The sequence below is a fragment of the Micromonospora sp. WMMD980 genome (genome assembly GCF_029626035.1).
Lineage (GTDB): Bacteria > Actinomycetota > Actinomycetes > Mycobacteriales > Micromonosporaceae > Micromonospora.
The window spans coordinates 5603436-5621190 of the sequence record NZ_JARUBE010000003.1 but is presented as its reverse complement, the minus strand read 5'-3'; the positions used below and the strand labels follow the sequence as shown (position 1 = coordinate 5621190).

Sequence of the window (17755 nt, the reverse complement as noted above, 5' to 3'; positions counted from 1 at the left end):
GGTACCTTCCCCTGAATCGGAGTCGAAGCCGACTGAAGTGCGGATGAGATGTCGACGGGTTGCGGTGAGACTGGTGAAGCGTTCCGGCAGAGCAGGCAGGGGCGGTTGCGGTCCGCGATGGACCCGGCACGGAAAGGGAAGTGATAGACGCGCTCCGCACACTTCTGCAAACGGAAAGTTGCGAAAAGCCAATCTATTCGCGCATATTGCATATAGTTACATATTTGCCTTCTAAACACCACGTTCCTGACCTAATCTCTTTTTCGTCAGAAGACGCGCCGAAAAATACGCGGGCGCCGATGATCGAAGGAGGCAGGAACATGCGTGGGACCGACTGGAACTGAAAGCGGGATCAGCATCACAGGGCGTCCGAGGTAGGCTCTTGCCACAGCCGGCGCAGCACCTGGGAGCGGCGTGAACTCTTCCCAGCGACGCGAGATCGAGACCGACAGGCGGCTACGGCTGCTGGTCGGTCTCGTCGTCGTGGCAGCCACCGTGGTGGTGTTGGCCCTGCTTCCCGCCGCATTCGTCGATGCGCTACCCACCTCTGCCTATGACGTCGCCATCCTGGTGATGCTGACCTTCATGATCGCGGTCGGCACCCTGGTCAAGGCCCGCATCCGAATCCGCTCCACCACCCAGTCCATCAGCTGGAACGAGACCGCCATCGTCATCGGCGCCGCGGTCGTCCCCCTGCCCTGGTTGGTGCTGTGCACCGTCGTCGGGATCGCGCTCGCCTCACTCCAACTGTCGCCGATCAAGATCGCCTTTGGCATCGGCAAGAACGCCCTGGTGGCCTTCGGCGCGGGTCTCACCCTCGCGCTCCTGCACTGGACGTGGCCCCCGCTCCACCCGCTGGACATGCTCGCCCCGCTCGGCATCGCCTACCTGGCCGTCGCGGTCATCGACGACCTGCTCGCCATCCCGGTCATCGCGCTCGCCTCCGGCACCCGGGTGCGTCGACAGTTCCTCACCAATCTCGACCTGCGCGTCGCGGGCTTCGTCGTGCGCTTCGTGGTTGCCGTCTGCACCCTGGCGATCCTGTCTATCGATCCCCGCCTGCTGCTCGCCGTGCCGCCCCTGGTGCTCAGCCTGCACCTGGCCTACTCCACCCGGATCCGCACCCGCACCGAACAGCAGGCCTGGCAGCGGCTCGCCCGCACCACCGACGCGCTCAACGTGGTCGACCTCGACCAGGTGCTGACCACCGCCGTCACCGAAGCCGCCGAACTCTTCTCCGCCGACGAGGTGGAGATCGAGTTGCGCGAGGGCGGCCGCACCGTCCGCGGTGGCGCCGCCGGGATCGCCTACGACGGAACCGCGCCACCGCCCAGCGAGACGGACGGCCTGATCGTGCCGGTCTCGCTGGAAGGGCACGACCGCACCGAGAACACCGGTGAGCTGCGGCTCCGCTTCACCGGCCCGGTCGAGCTCTCCGAACGCGAGCAGTACACCCTGCGTACCTTCGCCTCGGCCCTCTGCACCGCGGTCCGCAACGCCCAGGCGTACGCCGAACTCGCCCGCATCGCCGACGACCACGCCTACGCCGCCACCCACGACGCCCTCACCGGCCTGTCCAACCGCCGGCACCTGCTGGACGAGGGCAACGCCCAGCTCACCACCCGGCACGCCGAGGGCGTCACCGCCCTGGTGCTGATCGACCTCAACCACTTCAAGGAGGTCAACGACACGCTCGGGCACGGCGCCGGGGACCAGGTGCTCATCCAGGTCGCCGGGCGGCTGCGCGACGCGGCCCGCCCCGACGACCTGGTCGCCCGGCTCGGCGGTGACGAGTTCGCCGTGCTCCTGCGTGGCCTGCCCGCTCCGGCGGTCGCCGCGCACCGCGCCGAGACCCTGCTCGCCGCCCTGCACGACCCGCTCGACCTGGACGGCATGCGCATCAGCGTGGAAGCCAGCGGCGGGATCGCCGCCGCCCCCGCCACCGGTGGGATGGCCGAACTGCTCCGCCGCGCCGACGTGGCGATGTACCAGGCCAAACGCGCCGGCCAGCGGACCGCCACCTACGCGGCGACCCGGGACACCGCCGACCTGAACCGGCTCACCCTCGGCGGGGAGCTGCCCCGGGCCGTCGCCGACCACGAGTTCACCGTCAACTTCCAACCCATCGTCGACCTGGGCAGCGGCCAGGTCATCGGCGCCGAGGCGCTGGCCCGCTGGCACCACCCCACCCACGGGCTGATCGACCCGCTGCGTTTCCTCGAGGCGGTGGAACGCTCCGGGCTGCTGCCCGCGTTCGCCGAAGCCATCCTCGACCAGGCGCTGATCGCCGCCGGCTCGTGGCACGACGCCGGCTTCGACCTGCCCGTCTCGGTGAACGTGTCACCGCGCAGCCTCCTCGACGCCCGCTTCCCCGGCGCCGTGCTGGCCCGGCTGCGCGCCCACGACCTGCCGCCGGACCAACTCGTGCTGGAACTCACCGAGACGCTCACCCTCAGCCAGCTCGACGTGGTCGACCGGGTGCTCAGCCGACTCCGCGACTCCGGCGTCCGGCTGGCCCTCGACGACTTCGGCACCGGCTACTCGTCGCTCTCGCTGCTCTCCCGCATCCCGGTCCACGAACTGAAGATCGACCGCAGCTTCGTCACCGCCATGGAAACCTCCCCCGAGGCCGCCGCCGTCATCCGCTCCACCCTCGACCTGGGCCGCAGCCTCGACCTCACCGTGGTCGCCGAGGGGGTGGAGAGCGAACCGCAACGCCGCGCGCTCTGGGAGCTGGGCTGCGCCGCCGGCCAGGGCCACCTGTTCGCCCGGCCGCTGCCCGCCGGGGCGCTGCTCGCCGCCCTCCACCGCGGCGCGGGCGGCCGGCCCGGCGCCCTCGCCCGGCCCCTGCACGACGCCGGCGCCGTCATCCGCCTGCCCGGCCGCCGCGCCGGCGGCGCCCGCAACCGCCCCGCCCCACCCGCCGCCACCGACGCACACCCCTGACCGACCGGCTCGGAGCGCCTTCCCGGTCTGCCAGACTGGCCCGCGTGACCGCGCACGCCGACCCGGCCAGCCCCGCCGTCCGCCGCTGGTCGGCGCTCGACACCGCAGCCGGCGGACTCGCCCTCGACCTGGCCCTCTACGCCGCCGCCACCGGCTTCGCCGCGATCACCGCCGCCACCTCCACGCTGCCACCGCACCGCGCCTGGGGAGCGGTCGCCACCATCGGGTACGCCCTCGCCACGGTCGCCGCGACCACCCAACTCCTGGCCCGCCGCCGCGCCCCCGGCACACCCCTGGCCGGCCCGGCCGCCCGCTGGGCCGTCACCGGCCTCACCTGGGCCACCACCGCGCTGCTGCCGGTCGTCACGCAGAGCGTCCAACGGGCCGCCGGGCGCACCGACCGCGCCCAGGAGGAGGTGGTCGTGGTCGAACACGCCGGCATCCGCCTCGCCGAACACGGCACCCCCTACCTCGGACCCGACGCGATCGCCGCGCTGCCGCCCGGCGAGCAACTCCTCGGCTACACCCCCTACCAACCGGGCATGGCGCTGTTCGGGCTGCCCCGGGCCGCCGCCGACGCCTGGTGGACCGACGCCCGGGTCTGGTTCGCCGTGGCCACCGCGCTCGCCCTCGCCGCCCTGGTCACCACGCTGCGCGCCACCGCCACCGCCACCGGCCCGGAGTCGTGCCGCCGCGACGCCGCGCTGCTGCGCGCCGTCCAAGCCGCCACCGTCCTGCCCGTCGCGGCGCTCACGCTCGCCACCGGCGGCGACGACCTCCCCGTACTCGCGCTCTGCCTGCTCGCGCTCGCCCTCGCCGCCGCCGGTCGGCCCGGCCGGGCCGGCCTCACCGTCGGCACCGCCGGCGCCCTGAAACTCTTCGCCCTGCCGGTCGCGATCGTGCTGATCTGCTGGGCCGCCACCCGGCGGGCCGGCACCCGCACCGCGCTCGGCGCCCTCGGCCTACCCGCCCTCGCCCTGCTCCCGGTGCTGCTCGTCGACTCCGACGCGCTGGTCGAGAACGTGCTGCGCTTCCCACTCGGCCACGGGCTGGTCACCAGCCCCGCTGAGTCCCCGTTCCCCGGGCACCTGATCGCCGAGACGCTCCCCGCCGGCCGGGTGGTCGCCGCCGCGCTGCTCGTCGCGGTCGGCGTGGCGATCGCCGTCCGGCTGGTGCGCCGGCCGCCCCGCACGGCCGCCACCGCCACCGCCGTCTGCGGGTACGGGCTGCTGGCCGCGATCCTGCTGATGCCCTCCGCCCGCTTCGGCTACCTGCTCTACCCGGTCGCCCTGCTCGTCCTCGCCCCGGCGCTGGCGCTCGCCGGGGGCACCGGCCGGCCGACATTCCCGGCAACGGCCCGCCGCGACCCGGCCGAAGGGCGTACACCTGAGGCATGACCATCTTCCGTGACCGGGCCGAGGCCGGACGGGACCTCGCCGAGCGCCTCACCGACCTCGCCGGCCGGCCCGACGTCATCGTCCTCGGCCTGGTCCGCGGCGGCGTACCCGTCGCCCGGGTGGTCGCCGACCGCCTCAACGCCCCCCTCGACGTGCTCGTCGTCCGCAAGCTCGGCGTCCCCTGGGCGCCGGAGGTGGCCTACGGGGCGCTCGGCCCCGGGGGCGTGCAGGTCCTCAACGACGCGGTCGCCGACCGGATCAGCGCGAACGACCGCGCCCAGGTCCGCCGGCGCGAACAGGCCGAACTGGAGCGCCGCGAGCAGCGCTACCGCGACGGTCGGCCACCCCTGGACCTGACCGGCCGCACCGCCGTCGTCGTCGACGACGGGCTCGCCACCGGTGCCACCGCACGCGCCGCCGTCCAGGTCGCCCGTCACCTCGGCGCCGCCCGCGTGCTCGTCGCCGTCCCGGTCGGCGCACCCCAGGCGTACGAGATGCTCGCCGCCGCGGCCGACACGGTGGTGAGCAGCCAACTCCCGCCCGACTTCGGCGCCGTCGGCGCGTACTACGACGACTTCCACGAGGTCTCCGACGACGAGGTGACGCACGCGCTGACCGCCACCGCGTGAAATCACCCGGTACCGTCGGTGGCATGCAGCTCACCTGTCCCAAATGCCATGGCGAGATGCGCCAGTACGAGCGCAGCGGAGTGATCATCGACCAGTGCGGCGAATGCCGCGGGATCTTCCTCGACCGAGGCGAACTCGAGAAGCTGTTCGAGGCCGAGGCCAACTGGAACCGGCAGCAGGGTGGCGTCCCGCAGTCCGCGCCCGCCGGAGCCGGCTACCCGCCCCCGCCGCCCCCGCCCGCCGCCGCCCCGCACCAGCCGGGCTACGGCGCCGTCCCCCCGCCTCCGCCGCCGCCCGGCCACGGCTACGCGCAGCCCGCGTACGGCCACGGGCAGCAGCACTACGGCTACCACGGCCACTACCGCAAGAAGAAGAAGCACGGCTTCCTCGGCGAGCTCTTCGACTGATTGCGTGTAAGGAGGGGCCCCTTGTTAACGCCTGGGCGATAGAAGGGGCCCCTTCTCACCATGCCGACCGTCGCGCGCCGTGGCAGGCTGCACCGCATGAGCCCGATCCGGCAGCACGAGGCGCTGGCCCAGGCCTACGACGGCATCACCGCGGTCGTCGCCCCGCTCGACGACGCCGACCTGCAACGGCCCACCCGGTGTCGCGGCTGGCTCGTCGCCGACCTGCTCTTCCACGTGCTCTGCGACGCCCAGCGTGCGCTTGTCGCCCTGGCCAGCCCGGCGCCCGGCCCCGCCGACGTGGACGACGTCAGCTACTGGCGGGCGTTCCCCCCGGGCGGCGACGACGGGGCCGACGCCAGGCACGCGTGGTGGGCGCGCCGGTCGGCCGCCGCCTTCGACCGGCCGACCGGGGTGGTGCGGATCTGGTCCGACACCGCCCCGGCCGCGGCCCGCGCGGCTGCCGCCGCGGACCCCGGCGGGCACGTCGCCACCCAGGGGCACGTGCTGCGCGTACCCGATCTGCTCGCCACCCTGACCACCGAGGCGGTGGTGCATCACCTCGACCTGGTGGTGGACCTGCCGGACGCGCCGCGGCCGGCGGCCGACCCGACCCGGGTGGCGGTGACCACGATGGACGGCCTGCTGCCCGACGAGGCGGTGCGCCCAGCCGCGTGGGACGACCATGAGTATCTGCTCAAGGCCACCGGGCGGGTGCCGCTGACCGACCGGGACCGGTTCGAGCTGGGCGAGGCGGCGGGCTGGTTCCCGCTGCTGGGCTGACCGGGCTCAGACGATGGCCATGTCCACGAAGCGCGACAGGTGCAGCTGGGCCGCGACCGTCACCGTGTCCGTGGGGCCATTTCGATGCTTGGCAACAATAAAGTCTGCTTCGCCCGCTCTGGGCGATTCCTTATCGTAATAATCATCGCGGTGCAGCAGGATGACGACGTCGGCATCCTGCTCGATCGAGTTGTGGGCGGCGATGCCATTGGCGATGAAGTTGTGCGTGCCGAGCACCGTCGCGTCGTAGACGTCCATCTCGCCAGCTGGTTCGATCGAGACGATCTCGTCCCAGAAGACGTCGTTCGTCGCGTGAAGATCCAGGTCGGCAGCGTCGAGGACCGAGGCGATCTTGGCAAGGCGCGACCGACTGGGGGCGCGCTTCCACATCGTGCTGCCGCAGAACTTGGTGCCGACCGCCGCCGCGAACTCTCGATGGCTCATCCTTCGCTCAGCCAGCACCTCGCGTACCCGCGTCCACACCTCCCGGGGCACAGTGTCCACGTTCGGGTTGCTCACCAGGCCTTCGAGACTCAACAGCAGCGCCGCGCAACCGCCGGCGCGCTCACCGTGCACACCGATCTCACGAAGGAAACGGAGCTGGTCGTCTCGACCGGAAACATCGAGTGTGTACTGCGGCCGGTGCCGGGCCACCGGGACCTGCTTGAGTCGCGCTGAGATCCCGTAGCGGAGCAACAGGCGCGAGATGTCCTCGAGCATCCGCCGCGAGGTGGAGGAGAAGTAGACGCGTCCCCCTCGACCGGACTTGTTCACGGTCACAGACCCGTCAGTGGCCCAAAGGTGCCGCAGGAAGAGGGTGATCTGCTCCTTCGGCAAGCCGAACACCGCCCCGGGCACGAACTTCTCGTGGGAGCGGAGCCCGAACAACCCGAACCCGTCCAGCCACTCAGCGATCGGGTTCCGCCGCCCTCGGGCGAGTCGGAAGGGTGCCGGTAGGCGGAGAGTGGTCACCTTCGCAGCCGCGTAGTCGTCCCGCACGGCCGTGATCCCGAAGTACCTGGCGGCCTCCGCCACGACTGCCAGGTTCGCCTCGTCGCAGCTGGCGTAGCGGATCGGCTGGCGTCGGACGAACGAGCCGTCGCCGAGCAGGTGGGCCAGCAGGATCAGCTCCGATTCGTCCCAGGGCTGGACGGCCAGTGGCGGCGGGATGTGCCGGGGAGCAGCGATCCTCGCTCCCGTCGTGAGTTCAGCCAACGGCATCCAACCGCCGAACGTGAGGAAAGGATGATTCGCCGTGGCCTCGATCTGCTTTCCGGAAGCGAGGGTCATCCGGAACACCTCACGCGTTCCACTGGGGAAAGCGTGGGTGAGCGTCCGGGCCGTGTAACGAAGACTCTCGTCCAAGGCCCATACCGGGATGTCCTTCGCCTGGTTGGCGATCAGCTCGCCGAGCGTCACCTCTGAGTTGTTGTCCGCCCTGATGAGTCTCGTCTCCGCCGTGAGGCAGCCTGATTCACGCAGGTCGGACAACTGCGGACGCTTGTCGGTACGCTGCTCGGGACCACGGTTCAGCTGACTGACCGCGATCACCGGGCACTCGACCTCCTTGGCCAGCAGCTTCAGGCCACGGGACAGGTCCGCGACCTCCTGCTGCCGGCTCTCGGTGCGCTTCGGCGACGTCATCAGCTGGAGATAGTCGACGACGATCAGCTTCAGGTCGTGCTTCTGCTTAAGCCGGCGCGCCTTCGCCCGGATCTCCATCAGGTTCATGCTCGGGGTGTCGTCGACGAAGAGCGGCGCCTCGCTGATCTCTCCCATGCAACGGGCCAGCTTGGTCCAGTCGTCGTCGGAGAGCTGCCCACTGCGCAGCACGTGCAGCGGCACCCGCGCCTCGGCCGAGAGGAGTCGCATGACGATCTCGACCTTGCTCATCTCCAGCGAGAAGATGGCCGCGGCCTGGTTGGCGCGAATCGCGGCATTTCTGGCAAAGTCCATAGAAGCGGTCGATTTGCCCAAACCAGGCCGGCCGGCCACGATGATCAATTGCCCGGCGTGCAGGCCGTTGAGCAGTCGGTCGAGGTCGGTGAAGCCGGTCGGCACGCCGGTCATCACCCCGCCCTGGGCACCGACCGCCTCGATCTCGTCAAGCGTCGGCTGGAGCATGTCGGCCAGGACGGCGAAATCCTCACTGACCCGCTTTTCGGTGATCTCGTAGACGGCCTGCTGCGCGAGGTCGACGATGTCGTCCACGTCGCGGCTGCCGCTCGGGCCGGTGCCGTAACCGAGCTGCACGATCCGGGTGCCGGCCTCGACCAGCCGGCGGAGCACGGCCCGCTCGCCGACGATGCGGGCGTAGTAGGCGGCGTTGGCGGCGGTGGGCACGCTGGCGATCAGGGTGTGCAGGTAGGGAGCACCGCCGATGCGGGCGAGGTCGCCGGAGTCGGCCAGCGCCGCCGCCACGGTGATCGGGTCGGCCGGCTCCCCGCGGCCGTAGATGTCGAGGATCGCGTCGAAGACGGTGGCGTGCACCGGGCGGTAGAAGTCGTTGGTCTTGAGGATCTCCACGACGTCCGCGATGGCGTCCTTGGAGAGCAGCATGCCGCCGAGGACGCACTGCTCGGCGGCGACGTCCTGGGGTGGGGTCTTCTCGAAGGAAGCGTCCCGGCGCGGCGGCTCGGACGGCGGCCCCCCGGCCCGTTCCGCGCGCGTTTCGTCGGTGACCGACACGGGTTCCCCCCTTGCTGCGTCGGATCGAGTCCAGCTCTATCGCCGGGGTATGACAACTTCCGCCGACCCTCCGGTCGATCGGGGGTCATCGCCCGGCGGTCGTTGGCCACGATACGGAACCCGAGGTCAGCCACCAACAGGGCCGGTGGACGAGCCTCGGGACAACCTGTGGACGCAGGCGGGCCGGCATGTGCGCAGGGTGTGCACAGGGTGTGGAAAAGTGATGGGGAATTCCGGGCCTATCGCTCCTGACCTGGGCTTTTCCCATCCCCACCCTGTGGACGGAAGATTTCAGGTGGAGCCTTGCCGCCGTTCGTCCCGTACTATCGCTGCGAACGGCTGCACCTTGACAGCGGGTTGCACTTTCGGGTTGAGAAGGGTCACGCTCCGGCCGTGAGACACCGGGACTGGGCAGGCGGGGAGGACACCCCGCGCGAGCGCCGGCAGGGCGGTTCCTGGGACACCTCCGCCGGTCCGCGTGCTGCCGACTCGTACGCGCCGGAGCGCCATCGCACTCCGAGCCGGCGACGGGCGATCGAGCGTGGCCAGGACGAGCCGGTGGACGCCTACCTTCCACGCTGGGCGGTCGAATCGGGGATCAGCCGCGCCGACGGCGGCGGTCGTCACGCCGCCCCGGACGACGAAGACGACGCCGAGGTCGGGTCGCCGTCCTCGGGCGGTGGCTGGCCGGCCGACGTCGGCCGACGTCGGGACGACGACGACCGGCGCGGGCTGCGGGCCATCGGCGCCGGGCCGGTGTCGGACCACACCGCCGAGTGGACCCTGGACGCCCCGCAGGAGCGGGGATACGTCGGGAGCAGGCGGGCCGACGGTGAGGACGAGCCGGTGTCCGGCACGGCCCCGCGCAGCCGGCCGCGCCGGGCGGCGACCCGCAGGCCGGAGGTGACCTGGTCGGGGCTGCCCGAGCAGGCGAGCCCCGCGGGTGACACCGCCGACGGGTGGGAGGCGGACCGCCCGCCGCGGCGCAGCCGCCGGTCGACGTCGCACTCCTCCTGGCCACCGCCCGCGGTCGATCCGTGGGAGCGGGGCCGGGCGGCCGAGCCGGCACCGGTGGCGCAGCCGGCGGTCGACCCGTGGGACGCGTCGGGCGTGCACGCGTGGGGTCGGGCCACCTCCGGGGGCGGGTGGGAGCGCACGGAGGACCGGTGGGACCGGACGGAGCACACCGGCCAGTGGGACCGGTTCACCGACACCGGCCACCTCGACCGGGTTCGGGACACCGGTGACCGTTACCCGGCGGTCGACCCGTGGGACCGGACGACTCCGCCGGTCCGGGAGGGTTGGGCCTCGCCGGAGCAGGTCGAGGAGTTCTGGTCGGGCACCCGCCTGGCGGGCGATGATCCGCGTTGGATGGAGACGCCGACGTCGGCGCCGCGGTCACCGATGGTGGCGTACCCCGCTCCGCGTCCGCGGGCCGCGCCCCGTCGCCGGCCGGTGGAGCCGGTCGGTTCGGGCGGGTCGGCGTTGCGGCGGGGGATGGACACGATCGGCGGCGGCTCGTGGGGCCGGCGGTTGGAGGACGACCTGCTGGACCCGGATCCGGGTGGTCCGCTGCGACCGTTGGTCTACACGGCGGCCTGTTATCTGGTGCCGGCGGCGCTGCTCTTCCTGGGTCTGGTGTTCCTGGACGGGCAGGCTCCGCCGGGGTGCGTCACCGACATCAGCGGCGGCGGTTGCGACTCGTCCCGGGCGCACGCGTTCGCGTCGCTGTCGGCGGCGGCGCCGCGGTACGGGCTGGCGCTGGTGAGCAGTCTCGTGGTGGCGGTGCTGCTGCGCCAGGTCGGGACGACGTGGCGGTCGGCGACCGTGGCGTTGGCCGCGGCCGTGGTCGGTGGGGGCCTGTCCACGGTGGTGATCAGCGCGGTGACCGGCCAGGCGATCGGCTGACGCGCACATGCGGAAAGGGCCCGCACCGGTTGTCCGGTGCGGGCCCTTCCGTGGTGCGGTGGGTGTCAGCCCTTGACCACGTTCAGGTCGAACTTGGCGGTCACCTCGGGGTGCAGCCGGATGCTGACCGGGTAGGCGCCGAGCGACTTGATGTGGCCGGGCGTCTCCAGCCGACGACGGTCCAGGGCCGGACCGCCGGCCGCCTTGACGGCGTCGACGATCTCGGCCGGGGTGACCGAGCCGAAGAGCCGGCCGCCGTCGCCGGCGCGGGCCTTGAGGTTGACCTTCAGGCCCTCGAGCTGGCCCTTGATCTCGTTGGCGTGGTCGAGGTCGCGGACCTCGCGGGCCGAGCGGGCCCGCTTGATGACCGTGACCTGCTTCTCGGCGCCCTTGGTCCAGGCGATCGCGAAGCCCTGCGGCAGCAGGTAGTTACGGCCGAAGCCGTCCTTCACCTCGACGATGTCGCCCGGAGAGCCGAGGCCGGACACCTCCTGGGTAAGGATGATCTTCATGTCCGTGCCTCCCCTCAGCGTGCCGTGGCCGTGTACGGCAGGAGCGCCATCTCGCGGGCGTTCTTGACCGCACGGGCGATCTGCCGCTGCTGCTGCGAGGTCACGCCGGTCACCCGTCGAGCGCGGATCTTGCCGCGGTCGGAGATGAACTTGCGCAGCAGCGCGGTGTCCTTGTAATCGATATAGGTGATCCCGTCCTTGTCGAGCGGGTTCACCTTCTTCTTCGGCTTGCGCAGTGCCGCAGCCTTCGCCATTGCTCTTGCTCCTGGTTTGCGATCGCGGGCGCTCGGCGCCATCAGAACGGGGGCTCCTCGTCGAAGTTTCCGCCGCCCGAACCAGCGCGGGAGGGGGCCGGGGCAGCCGAGGCCCAGGGGTCGTCGAAGTTGCCTCCGCCGCCGCCCTGGCCACCACCGCCACCACCGCCGAAGCCGCCGCCTCCGCCACCGGAGCGGGACATCTTCTGCACCTTCGCCGTGGCGTAGCGCAGGGACGGGCCGATCTCGTCGACCTCCAGCTCGATGACGGTGCGCTTCTCACCCTCGCGGGTCTCGTACGACCGCTGACGCAGCCGGCCGGACACGATCACCCGGGCGCCGCGCTGCAGCGACTCGGCGACGTTCTCGGCGGCCTGGCGCCAGACCGTGCACGAGAGGAACAGCGGCTCGCCGTCCTTCCACTCGCCGGACGCCTTGTCCATGAACCGGGGCGTCGAAGCGACCCGGAACTTGGCGACCGCGGCACCGGAGGGGGTGAACCGCAACTCGGGGTCATCGGTCAGGTTGCCGATGACCGTGATGGTGGTGTCTCCTGCCATGACCATCTCCTCGCGCACTCATCGTTGTGCCGTACAGGCTCTCAGAGCCCTCCGACAGCGCGGATGAGGCTTGATCCGGACGTGCCGGGTCTAGATGCTCAGCGCATCTCCGGGCGAATGACCTTGGTGCGCAGCACCGACTCGTTGAGTCGGAGCTGACGGTCCAGCTCGGCCACGGCCTCCGGCGTCGCCTGGAGGTCGACGACGGCGTAGATGCCCTCGGCCTTTTTGTTGATCTCGTACGCGAGGCGCCGGCGGCCCCACACGTCGGTCTTCTCCACCGAGCCACCCGCGGTCCGGATCACGTTCAGGTACGTGTCGAGAGACGGGGCGACGGTGCGCTCCTCGAGGCTGGGATCGAGGATCACCATGACTTCATAGTGACGCAAGACGTGCTCACCTCCTGTGGGCTAGGCGGCCACGGTCCTTCCGTGGCAGGAGGTCGTGCGTCGTTGCCCGCCGGTGCCGGGGGAACCCGGCCGGACGCGGACAACCGGACCAGGATAGCCGGTCCGGACGATCATGCCGGGGCCGGTGGTCCGGGTGGCCCCGGAGGCGGTGACAGGGGCCCACCTCCGGCGTCGCGCGCCGAGAAGGTGGGCCCCTGTCCACGGGGCCGCGGGGCGTCCCGTCCGCATTCCTTGGGTGGGACCTGGGGAGGAACGACCACACCGATGAGGTTGGATCGAGGACGCCCCGCGGAGCTTTATCATGTTGTCACCTGGTGTGACCATACAGCGGCCCTCGTCACCAGTTGGGGGAAATGAAGGAATTCGTCCGCCTGGCGGATCGCGCCCCGTCGTGCCGGGCCGCACGGCGGGGCGTCCCGTTGCCGGGGGCCTTGCCTCACCCGTCCCATGCTGTGGACCATGTCCGGGCGGAGCGTCGACCATCGATCCCACCTCGGACAACGATCGCCGGGCCGGGTGGTGACGCGCATCCTCGACCGCGACCCCCCGCGAGCGAGCGCGCCGCGCGTCGCAGGCGCGACGTAGGCTGCCCTGCATGCGTATCGGAGCCCACGTCGATCCGGCCGACCCGCTGGCCGAGGCGGCCGCCCGGGAGGCGGACGCGGTGCAGTTCTTCCTCGCCGACCCACAGGGTTGGAAGGCCCCGAAGCCGCGCGAGGACGCCGAACGCCTGCGCGCGGCCGACGTCGCCCTCTACGTCCACGCGCCGTACGTGATCAACGTGGCCACGCTCAACAACCGGATCCGCATCCCCAGCCGCAAACTGCTCCTCGGCCACGCCACCGCCGCGGCGGCCGTCGGCGCCACCGGCCTGATCGTGCACGGCGGCCACGTCAACGCCGGGGACGACCTCGCCAAGGGCTTCGACAACTGGCGCAAGACCTTCGCGTACGCGGCCGACTCCGGCGGCTTCCCGCTGCCGGTGCTGATCGAGAACACCGCCGGTGGAGACAACGCCTGCGCCCGGCACCTCGACGCGCTGGCCCGCCTCTGGGACGCGCTCGGTGACCACGAGGTCGGCTTCTGCCTCGACACCTGCCACGCCCACGCCGGCGGCGAGGAGCTGCTGGGCCTGGTCGACCGGGTGAAGGCGATCACCGGCCGGATCGACCTGATCCACGCCAACAACTCCAAGGGCGCATTCGACTCGGGTCAGGACCGCCATGACAACCTCACCGGTGGCACGATCGACCCCGAGCTGCTGGTGGCGGTGATCCGGGCGGCCGGCGCGCCGGTGATCGTCGAGACCCCGGGCGGCGTCGAGGGGCAGGCATCCGACATCGCGTTCCTGCGCGGCCAGCTGGGTGCCCCGGCATGACCACGGAGCAGTCCGGCGCGACCGGTGGCCGGTCCGGCGCCGACCAGCGGCCTGAGGACGCTCCGGCGGACGGAGGGCCGGCACCGGGCGGGGCAGGGGGCGCCGGGGTCACCTCAACCGCGACGGCAGCGGCCCGCGACGAACCCGCGGCCACCGCCACCACCGCGGGCGCGACCGACGCTGCGCGCGGGACGGGCGACGCCGGAAGTGGCGGCAGCGCCCGGAGCACGGACGACGACGCGAGGTCCGCCGGCGACAAGGCTGACGACGAGGCCCGCGGCACGGGCAGCGAGACCGGCCCCGACAAGGACAAGCCCCGCGCCGACGGCGAGGCCCGCGTCACGGACGACGCCGCCGCTGCCGGCGGTACGGACGACGACGCCAGAACCGACGCCGACGCAAAGGACACGGACAAGGCCGAGGGTACGGCCGGCGACAAGGCCGGCGGCGCCGACGGCGACAAGACCGAGGGTACGGACGGCGACGAGCCGGCGGACCGCTGGACCGCGTTCGGGCCGGCTCCCGAGCCGGTGCTGGGCCGGGCCCGTCGGGCCGTGCGCACGGTGGGCCGGTTCCTGGTGCACGAGTGGACGCTCGCCGCCGTCGCGACGCTGGCGGTGGCCGCGGCGATGACCTGGCCCACGCTGCGCTACCCGCGCTACACGCTGCCGCAGGACTACTGGGACCCGAGCCTCCAGGCGTGGCAGATGGCGTGGTCCGGGCACATCCTGCGCACCGACCCGGCGATGCTGTGGCACGCCAACACGTTCTTCCCGGAGAACTGGAGCTTCGCCTTCTCCGACACCCTGCTCGGATACGCCCCGGCCGGCCTGATCGGGGTCGGCCCGGAGCAGGCGGTGCTGCGCTACAACATCATGTTCGTGCTGGCCCACGCGCTCGCCGCGTTCGGGGCGTACGCGCTGGCCCGGCAGCTCGGCGCGGGCCGGATCGGCGGCGCGGTGGCCGGCGTCAGCTTCGCGTACGCGCCGTGGCTGCTGGCCCAGGCCGGGCACCTGCACATCATCTCCAACGGTGGCATCCCGCTGGCGCTGGCCATGCTCGCCCGCGGTCACGGTTGGTCGCTGCGCCACGGCTACCGTCCGCGTCGCCGGCACGCGGGGTGGGCGTTGGCCGGTTGGCTGGTGGCGGCCTGGCAGCTCAGCCTCGGCTTCGGCATCGGGCTGCCGTTCGCCTACCTGCTGGCCGGCGTCGGGCTGGTCGCCGTGGTGCTGTGGTTCGTCCGCCGGCGTCGGGTGAAGCGCCCGTTCGGCCGGCGGCTGTTCCTGGCCGACCTGGCCGGCGCGCTCGTCTTCGCCGCCGTGGGCGGGTTGCTGGCGATCCCGTTCTTCAAGGTCGCCGAGCTGCACCCGAACGCGGCGCGCACGCTCGGCGAGATCCAGCTCTACTCCCCGCCGGCCAGCGGCTTCTTCACCGCGCCGGCCGAGTCCCGGGTCTGGGGCGAGTTGCACGAGGGGGCGCGGGCGGTGCTGCCCTGGCACCCGGAGATGACGTTGCTGCCGGGCTTCGCGCTCTACGCGCTGGCCGCCGGCGGGTTGTTCTTCTCGGTCTGGCGGGTCCGCCACCGGCTCTTCCTGCTCGCCGGGGTGCTGGTGACGATGGCGCTCGCGATGGGCACCCGGTTCTTCGAGGGCCGGTTCACCTACGTGCCGCTCTTCGACTACCTGCCGGGCTGGAACGGGCTGCGGACGCCGGGCCGGATGATGCTCTGGACCACGCTGCTGCTCGGCCTGTTGGCGGCCGGCGCGGTCACCGCGCTCTGCATGAGGGTGCGCGAGCTGGCCGCCGAGCGGGTCCCGCCGTGGCCGGGCCCGTGGCTGCGGCTGGCCACGCTGGTGCCGCTGGTGCTGGTGCTGGCCGAGGGGCTGAACGCCACCCCGCACCCGGTGGTGCCGCGGCAGCCGGCGGCGATGCGTACCGTCGACGGTCCGATGCTGGTGCTGCCCAGCAGCCAGAACCTGGACCAGCCGGTGATGCTCTGGTCGACCGACCGGTTCCAGCGGATGGTCAACGGCGTCAGCGGCTTCACCCCGAACTCCCAGGCCCAGGCCCGCGAAGCCACGGTCAGCTTCCCCGACTACGCCAGCGTCGACTACCTGCGGCGGATCGGGGTCAGGAACGTGGTGGTGCTCCGGGACCAACTCGGCGGCACCCCGTGGGAGGGGATGCTCGACCGGCCGGTGGACGGGCTGGGCGTGACACGGGAGCAGGTCGGCGAGGCGGTCGTCTACCGGCTGTGAAGCCGACCGTACCGCCTCGCGACCGGCCGCTCAGGCGGGCACGGGTTCGGCGGGGCGGTCTGCCGCGGCGCCGGAGCGCCATCGTTGGTGCCAGGGTGCGTCGGGTGCGCCGTCGAGCAGCCCACCGTCGGGGTCGTCGGCGTACGTCTGCCGCACCGCGTCCCGCTCCGGTCGCAGGATGTCCCGGATCACGAACCCGCAGAGCACCGCCACGGTGACCAGGCGCAGGGTGGACGCCAGCACGAAGACGCCTTCGGGGAAGACCGGCCGGGACGTGGCGGTGCCGAGCAGTTCGCCGTAGAAGGCGGCGAAGTAGCAGACCTCGGCGAACTGCCAGGCCAGGAATGCACCCCAGCGCGGCCGGGCGAGCACCGCGAGCGGCAGCAGCCAGAGCACGAACTGCTGCGACCACACCTTACTGAAGATCAGGAAGGCGGCGACGATCAGGAAGGCGACCTGCGCGAGCCGGGGCCGGCGCGGGGCGAGCAGCGCGAGCGCGGCCACGCCGAGGCAGGCCAGCCCGAAGAGCAGGTACGACACCCAGTTGAGGGTGGAGATGTTGGCGTTGAGCCACTCGAACGGGCCGAGTTCGCCGGGGGCGGACGGGCTGATCCGGCCGTCCAGGTAGCGGCCGATGTACCAGAGCGTGCCCCAGTCGATGGGCCGGGTGGTGTTCAGGTCGAAGAACCGCCCCCAGCTCTCCCGGTACGGGATCGCCACCGGCAGGTTGACCGCGACCAGCGTCACCAGAGCGGTGGCCGTGGCGACGAGCCCGGCCAGCAGCCGGCCGGCCCGCAGCGTGAGGACCAGGATCGGGCCGAGCAGGAAAAGCGGCCACATCTTCGCCGCGCCGCCGAGCCCGAGCAGCACGCCGGCCAGCCCGGGCAGCAGCATGCCGTACCGGTCGGGCCGGGCGCGCGCCCACGCGAGCAGCCCGAACGCGGCCAGGCCGACGGCGAGCAGGTCCCAGTTGACGGTGGCGGTGAGCACCAGCGCCGGGGAGAGCGCGAACAGGGCCGCGTCCCAGGGTCGTCGGCGGCGCAGGCTGAGGATGACCGCGACGGTGGCGACCGCGAGCGCGCCGAGCACCAGCGCGTTGAGGTTGTAGAACCACTGCCCCTGGTTGATGCCGGGGTTGTCGACGCCGAGGGCGTGCACCGGCAGGCCGAGCGCGCCCATGAAGTAGCCGGTCAGCACCGGGTATTCCACCGGGTGGTCGGCGTAGGGGACCTTGCCCTCGTTGAGCCCTTCGGCGTAGTAGAGCGCCAGCACGTCGGTGTAGCACATCCGGGTGTACTGGACGTTATTCTGCCAGGCTCCGTCCTGGCAGGGCGACTTCTGCACCCAGTGCAGGGCGAGCGTGAGGCAGACCAGGGCCAGCACGATCCGCGCCGCGGTCCAGAACCGGCCCTCGCGACCGGCCGGCCGGTCGAGGGCGGCGGCGTGGTCGCCGAGCGGGCCGCCGATCAGACCGGACGTCCCCCGCACGAACCAGTCCGAGCGGGACGGGTGGTCGGCGGTCGCTCCGGGCCGGGGCGCCTCCCCGGACGCGCCGGGCTCATCGATGCCTGCGGTCGACTGGGTGCTCATGGTGAGGCATCCTGCCGTACGCCGGGGGTGTCCGTCCC

At 72.2% G+C, this 17755-nt stretch carries 14 protein-coding genes; 8 read left to right on the top strand and 6 right to left on the bottom strand.

Annotation, left to right across the window (positions count from 1 at the left end; translation table 11 throughout):
- The first annotated feature begins 414 nt into the window (after positions 1-414).
- From O7618_RS26500 to O7618_RS26480, 5 genes are all read left to right on the top strand, one after another.
- The gene (locus O7618_RS26500) at positions 415-2946 is read left to right on the top strand and encodes a bifunctional diguanylate cyclase/phosphodiesterase (protein WP_278108852.1); all 2532 of its coding nucleotides are present in this window, start codon (positions 415-417) and stop codon (positions 2944-2946) included.
- A gap of 44 nt (positions 2947-2990) precedes the next feature.
- Positions 2991-4343: a glycosyltransferase 87 family protein gene (locus O7618_RS26495; RefSeq protein WP_278108851.1), complete on the top strand. Its 1353-nt coding sequence runs from the start codon at positions 2991-2993 to the stop codon at positions 4341-4343.
- Complete coding sequence (locus O7618_RS26490) at positions 4340-4972, top strand: phosphoribosyltransferase family protein (protein ID WP_278108850.1); 633 nt, start codon at positions 4340-4342, stop codon at positions 4970-4972. Before O7618_RS26495 ends, O7618_RS26490 begins: the two co-directional genes overlap by 4 nt.
- A 23-nt stretch (positions 4973-4995) precedes the next feature.
- Positions 4996-5379: a zf-TFIIB domain-containing protein gene (locus tag O7618_RS26485; RefSeq protein WP_278108849.1), complete on the top strand. Its 384-nt coding sequence runs from the start codon at positions 4996-4998 to the stop codon at positions 5377-5379.
- A gap of 96 nt (positions 5380-5475) precedes the next feature.
- Positions 5476-6159 (top strand): maleylpyruvate isomerase N-terminal domain-containing protein, encoded by a 684-nt coding sequence (locus tag O7618_RS26480; protein WP_278108848.1) that lies wholly within the window; start codon positions 5476-5478, stop codon positions 6157-6159.
- A gap of 6 nt (positions 6160-6165) precedes the next feature.
- Here the strand turns inward: O7618_RS26480 and O7618_RS26475 are convergent, their stop codons facing one another.
- Entirely contained in the window at positions 6166-8847 is a 2682-nt protein-coding gene (locus O7618_RS26475; RefSeq protein ID WP_278108847.1) for a replicative DNA helicase, read from the bottom strand.
- Positions 8848-9240: 393 nt separating this feature from the next.
- Here O7618_RS26475 and O7618_RS26470 point away from each other — a divergent pair, with 393 nt between their 5' ends.
- Positions 9241-10755, top strand: coding sequence for a hypothetical protein (locus tag O7618_RS26470; RefSeq protein ID WP_278108846.1), 1515 nt, complete (start codon positions 9241-9243; stop codon positions 10753-10755).
- 65 nt (positions 10756-10820) lie between these two features.
- Here O7618_RS26470 and rplI read toward each other — a convergent pair whose 3' ends face one another.
- The 4 genes from rplI to rpsF all read right to left on the bottom strand — a co-directional run bounded on the left by rplI (position 10821) and on the right by rpsF (position 12470).
- Positions 10821-11267, bottom strand: coding sequence for a 50S ribosomal protein L9 (gene rplI, locus O7618_RS26465; RefSeq protein ID WP_278108844.1), 447 nt, complete (start codon positions 11265-11267; stop codon positions 10821-10823).
- A gap of 14 nt (positions 11268-11281) precedes the next feature.
- Positions 11282-11521 (bottom strand): 30S ribosomal protein S18, encoded by a 240-nt coding sequence (gene rpsR, locus O7618_RS26460; RefSeq protein WP_007073789.1) that lies wholly within the window; start codon positions 11519-11521, stop codon positions 11282-11284.
- A 41-nt stretch (positions 11522-11562) separates the two neighbouring features.
- Complete coding sequence (locus tag O7618_RS26455) at positions 11563-12099, bottom strand: single-stranded DNA-binding protein (protein ID WP_175441301.1); 537 nt, start codon at positions 12097-12099, stop codon at positions 11563-11565.
- A gap of 80 nt (positions 12100-12179) precedes the next feature.
- Positions 12180-12470 carry a 30S ribosomal protein S6 gene (rpsF, locus tag O7618_RS26450; RefSeq protein ID WP_088643630.1) on the bottom strand — a complete coding sequence of 97 codons (291 nt, stop codon included), beginning with the start codon at positions 12468-12470 and terminating at the stop codon, positions 12180-12182.
- A 616-nt stretch (positions 12471-13086) separates the two neighbouring features.
- Between rpsF and O7618_RS26445 the strand changes: the two genes are divergently transcribed.
- Complete coding sequence (locus O7618_RS26445; RefSeq protein ID WP_278108843.1) at positions 13087-13869, top strand: deoxyribonuclease IV; 783 nt, start codon at positions 13087-13089, stop codon at positions 13867-13869.
- Positions 13866-16127, top strand: a complete 2262-nt coding sequence (locus tag O7618_RS26440; RefSeq protein ID WP_278108842.1) for a hypothetical protein — start codon at positions 13866-13868, stop codon at positions 16125-16127. Before O7618_RS26445 ends, O7618_RS26440 begins: the two co-directional genes overlap by 4 nt.
- A 30-nt stretch (positions 16128-16157) precedes the next feature.
- On the opposite strand, the gene O7618_RS26435 is transcribed toward O7618_RS26440, so the two are convergent.
- Positions 16158-17717, bottom strand: coding sequence for a glycosyltransferase 87 family protein (locus tag O7618_RS26435; protein ID WP_278108841.1), 1560 nt, complete (start codon positions 17715-17717; stop codon positions 16158-16160).
- Positions 17718-17755: the final 38 nt, after the last annotated feature.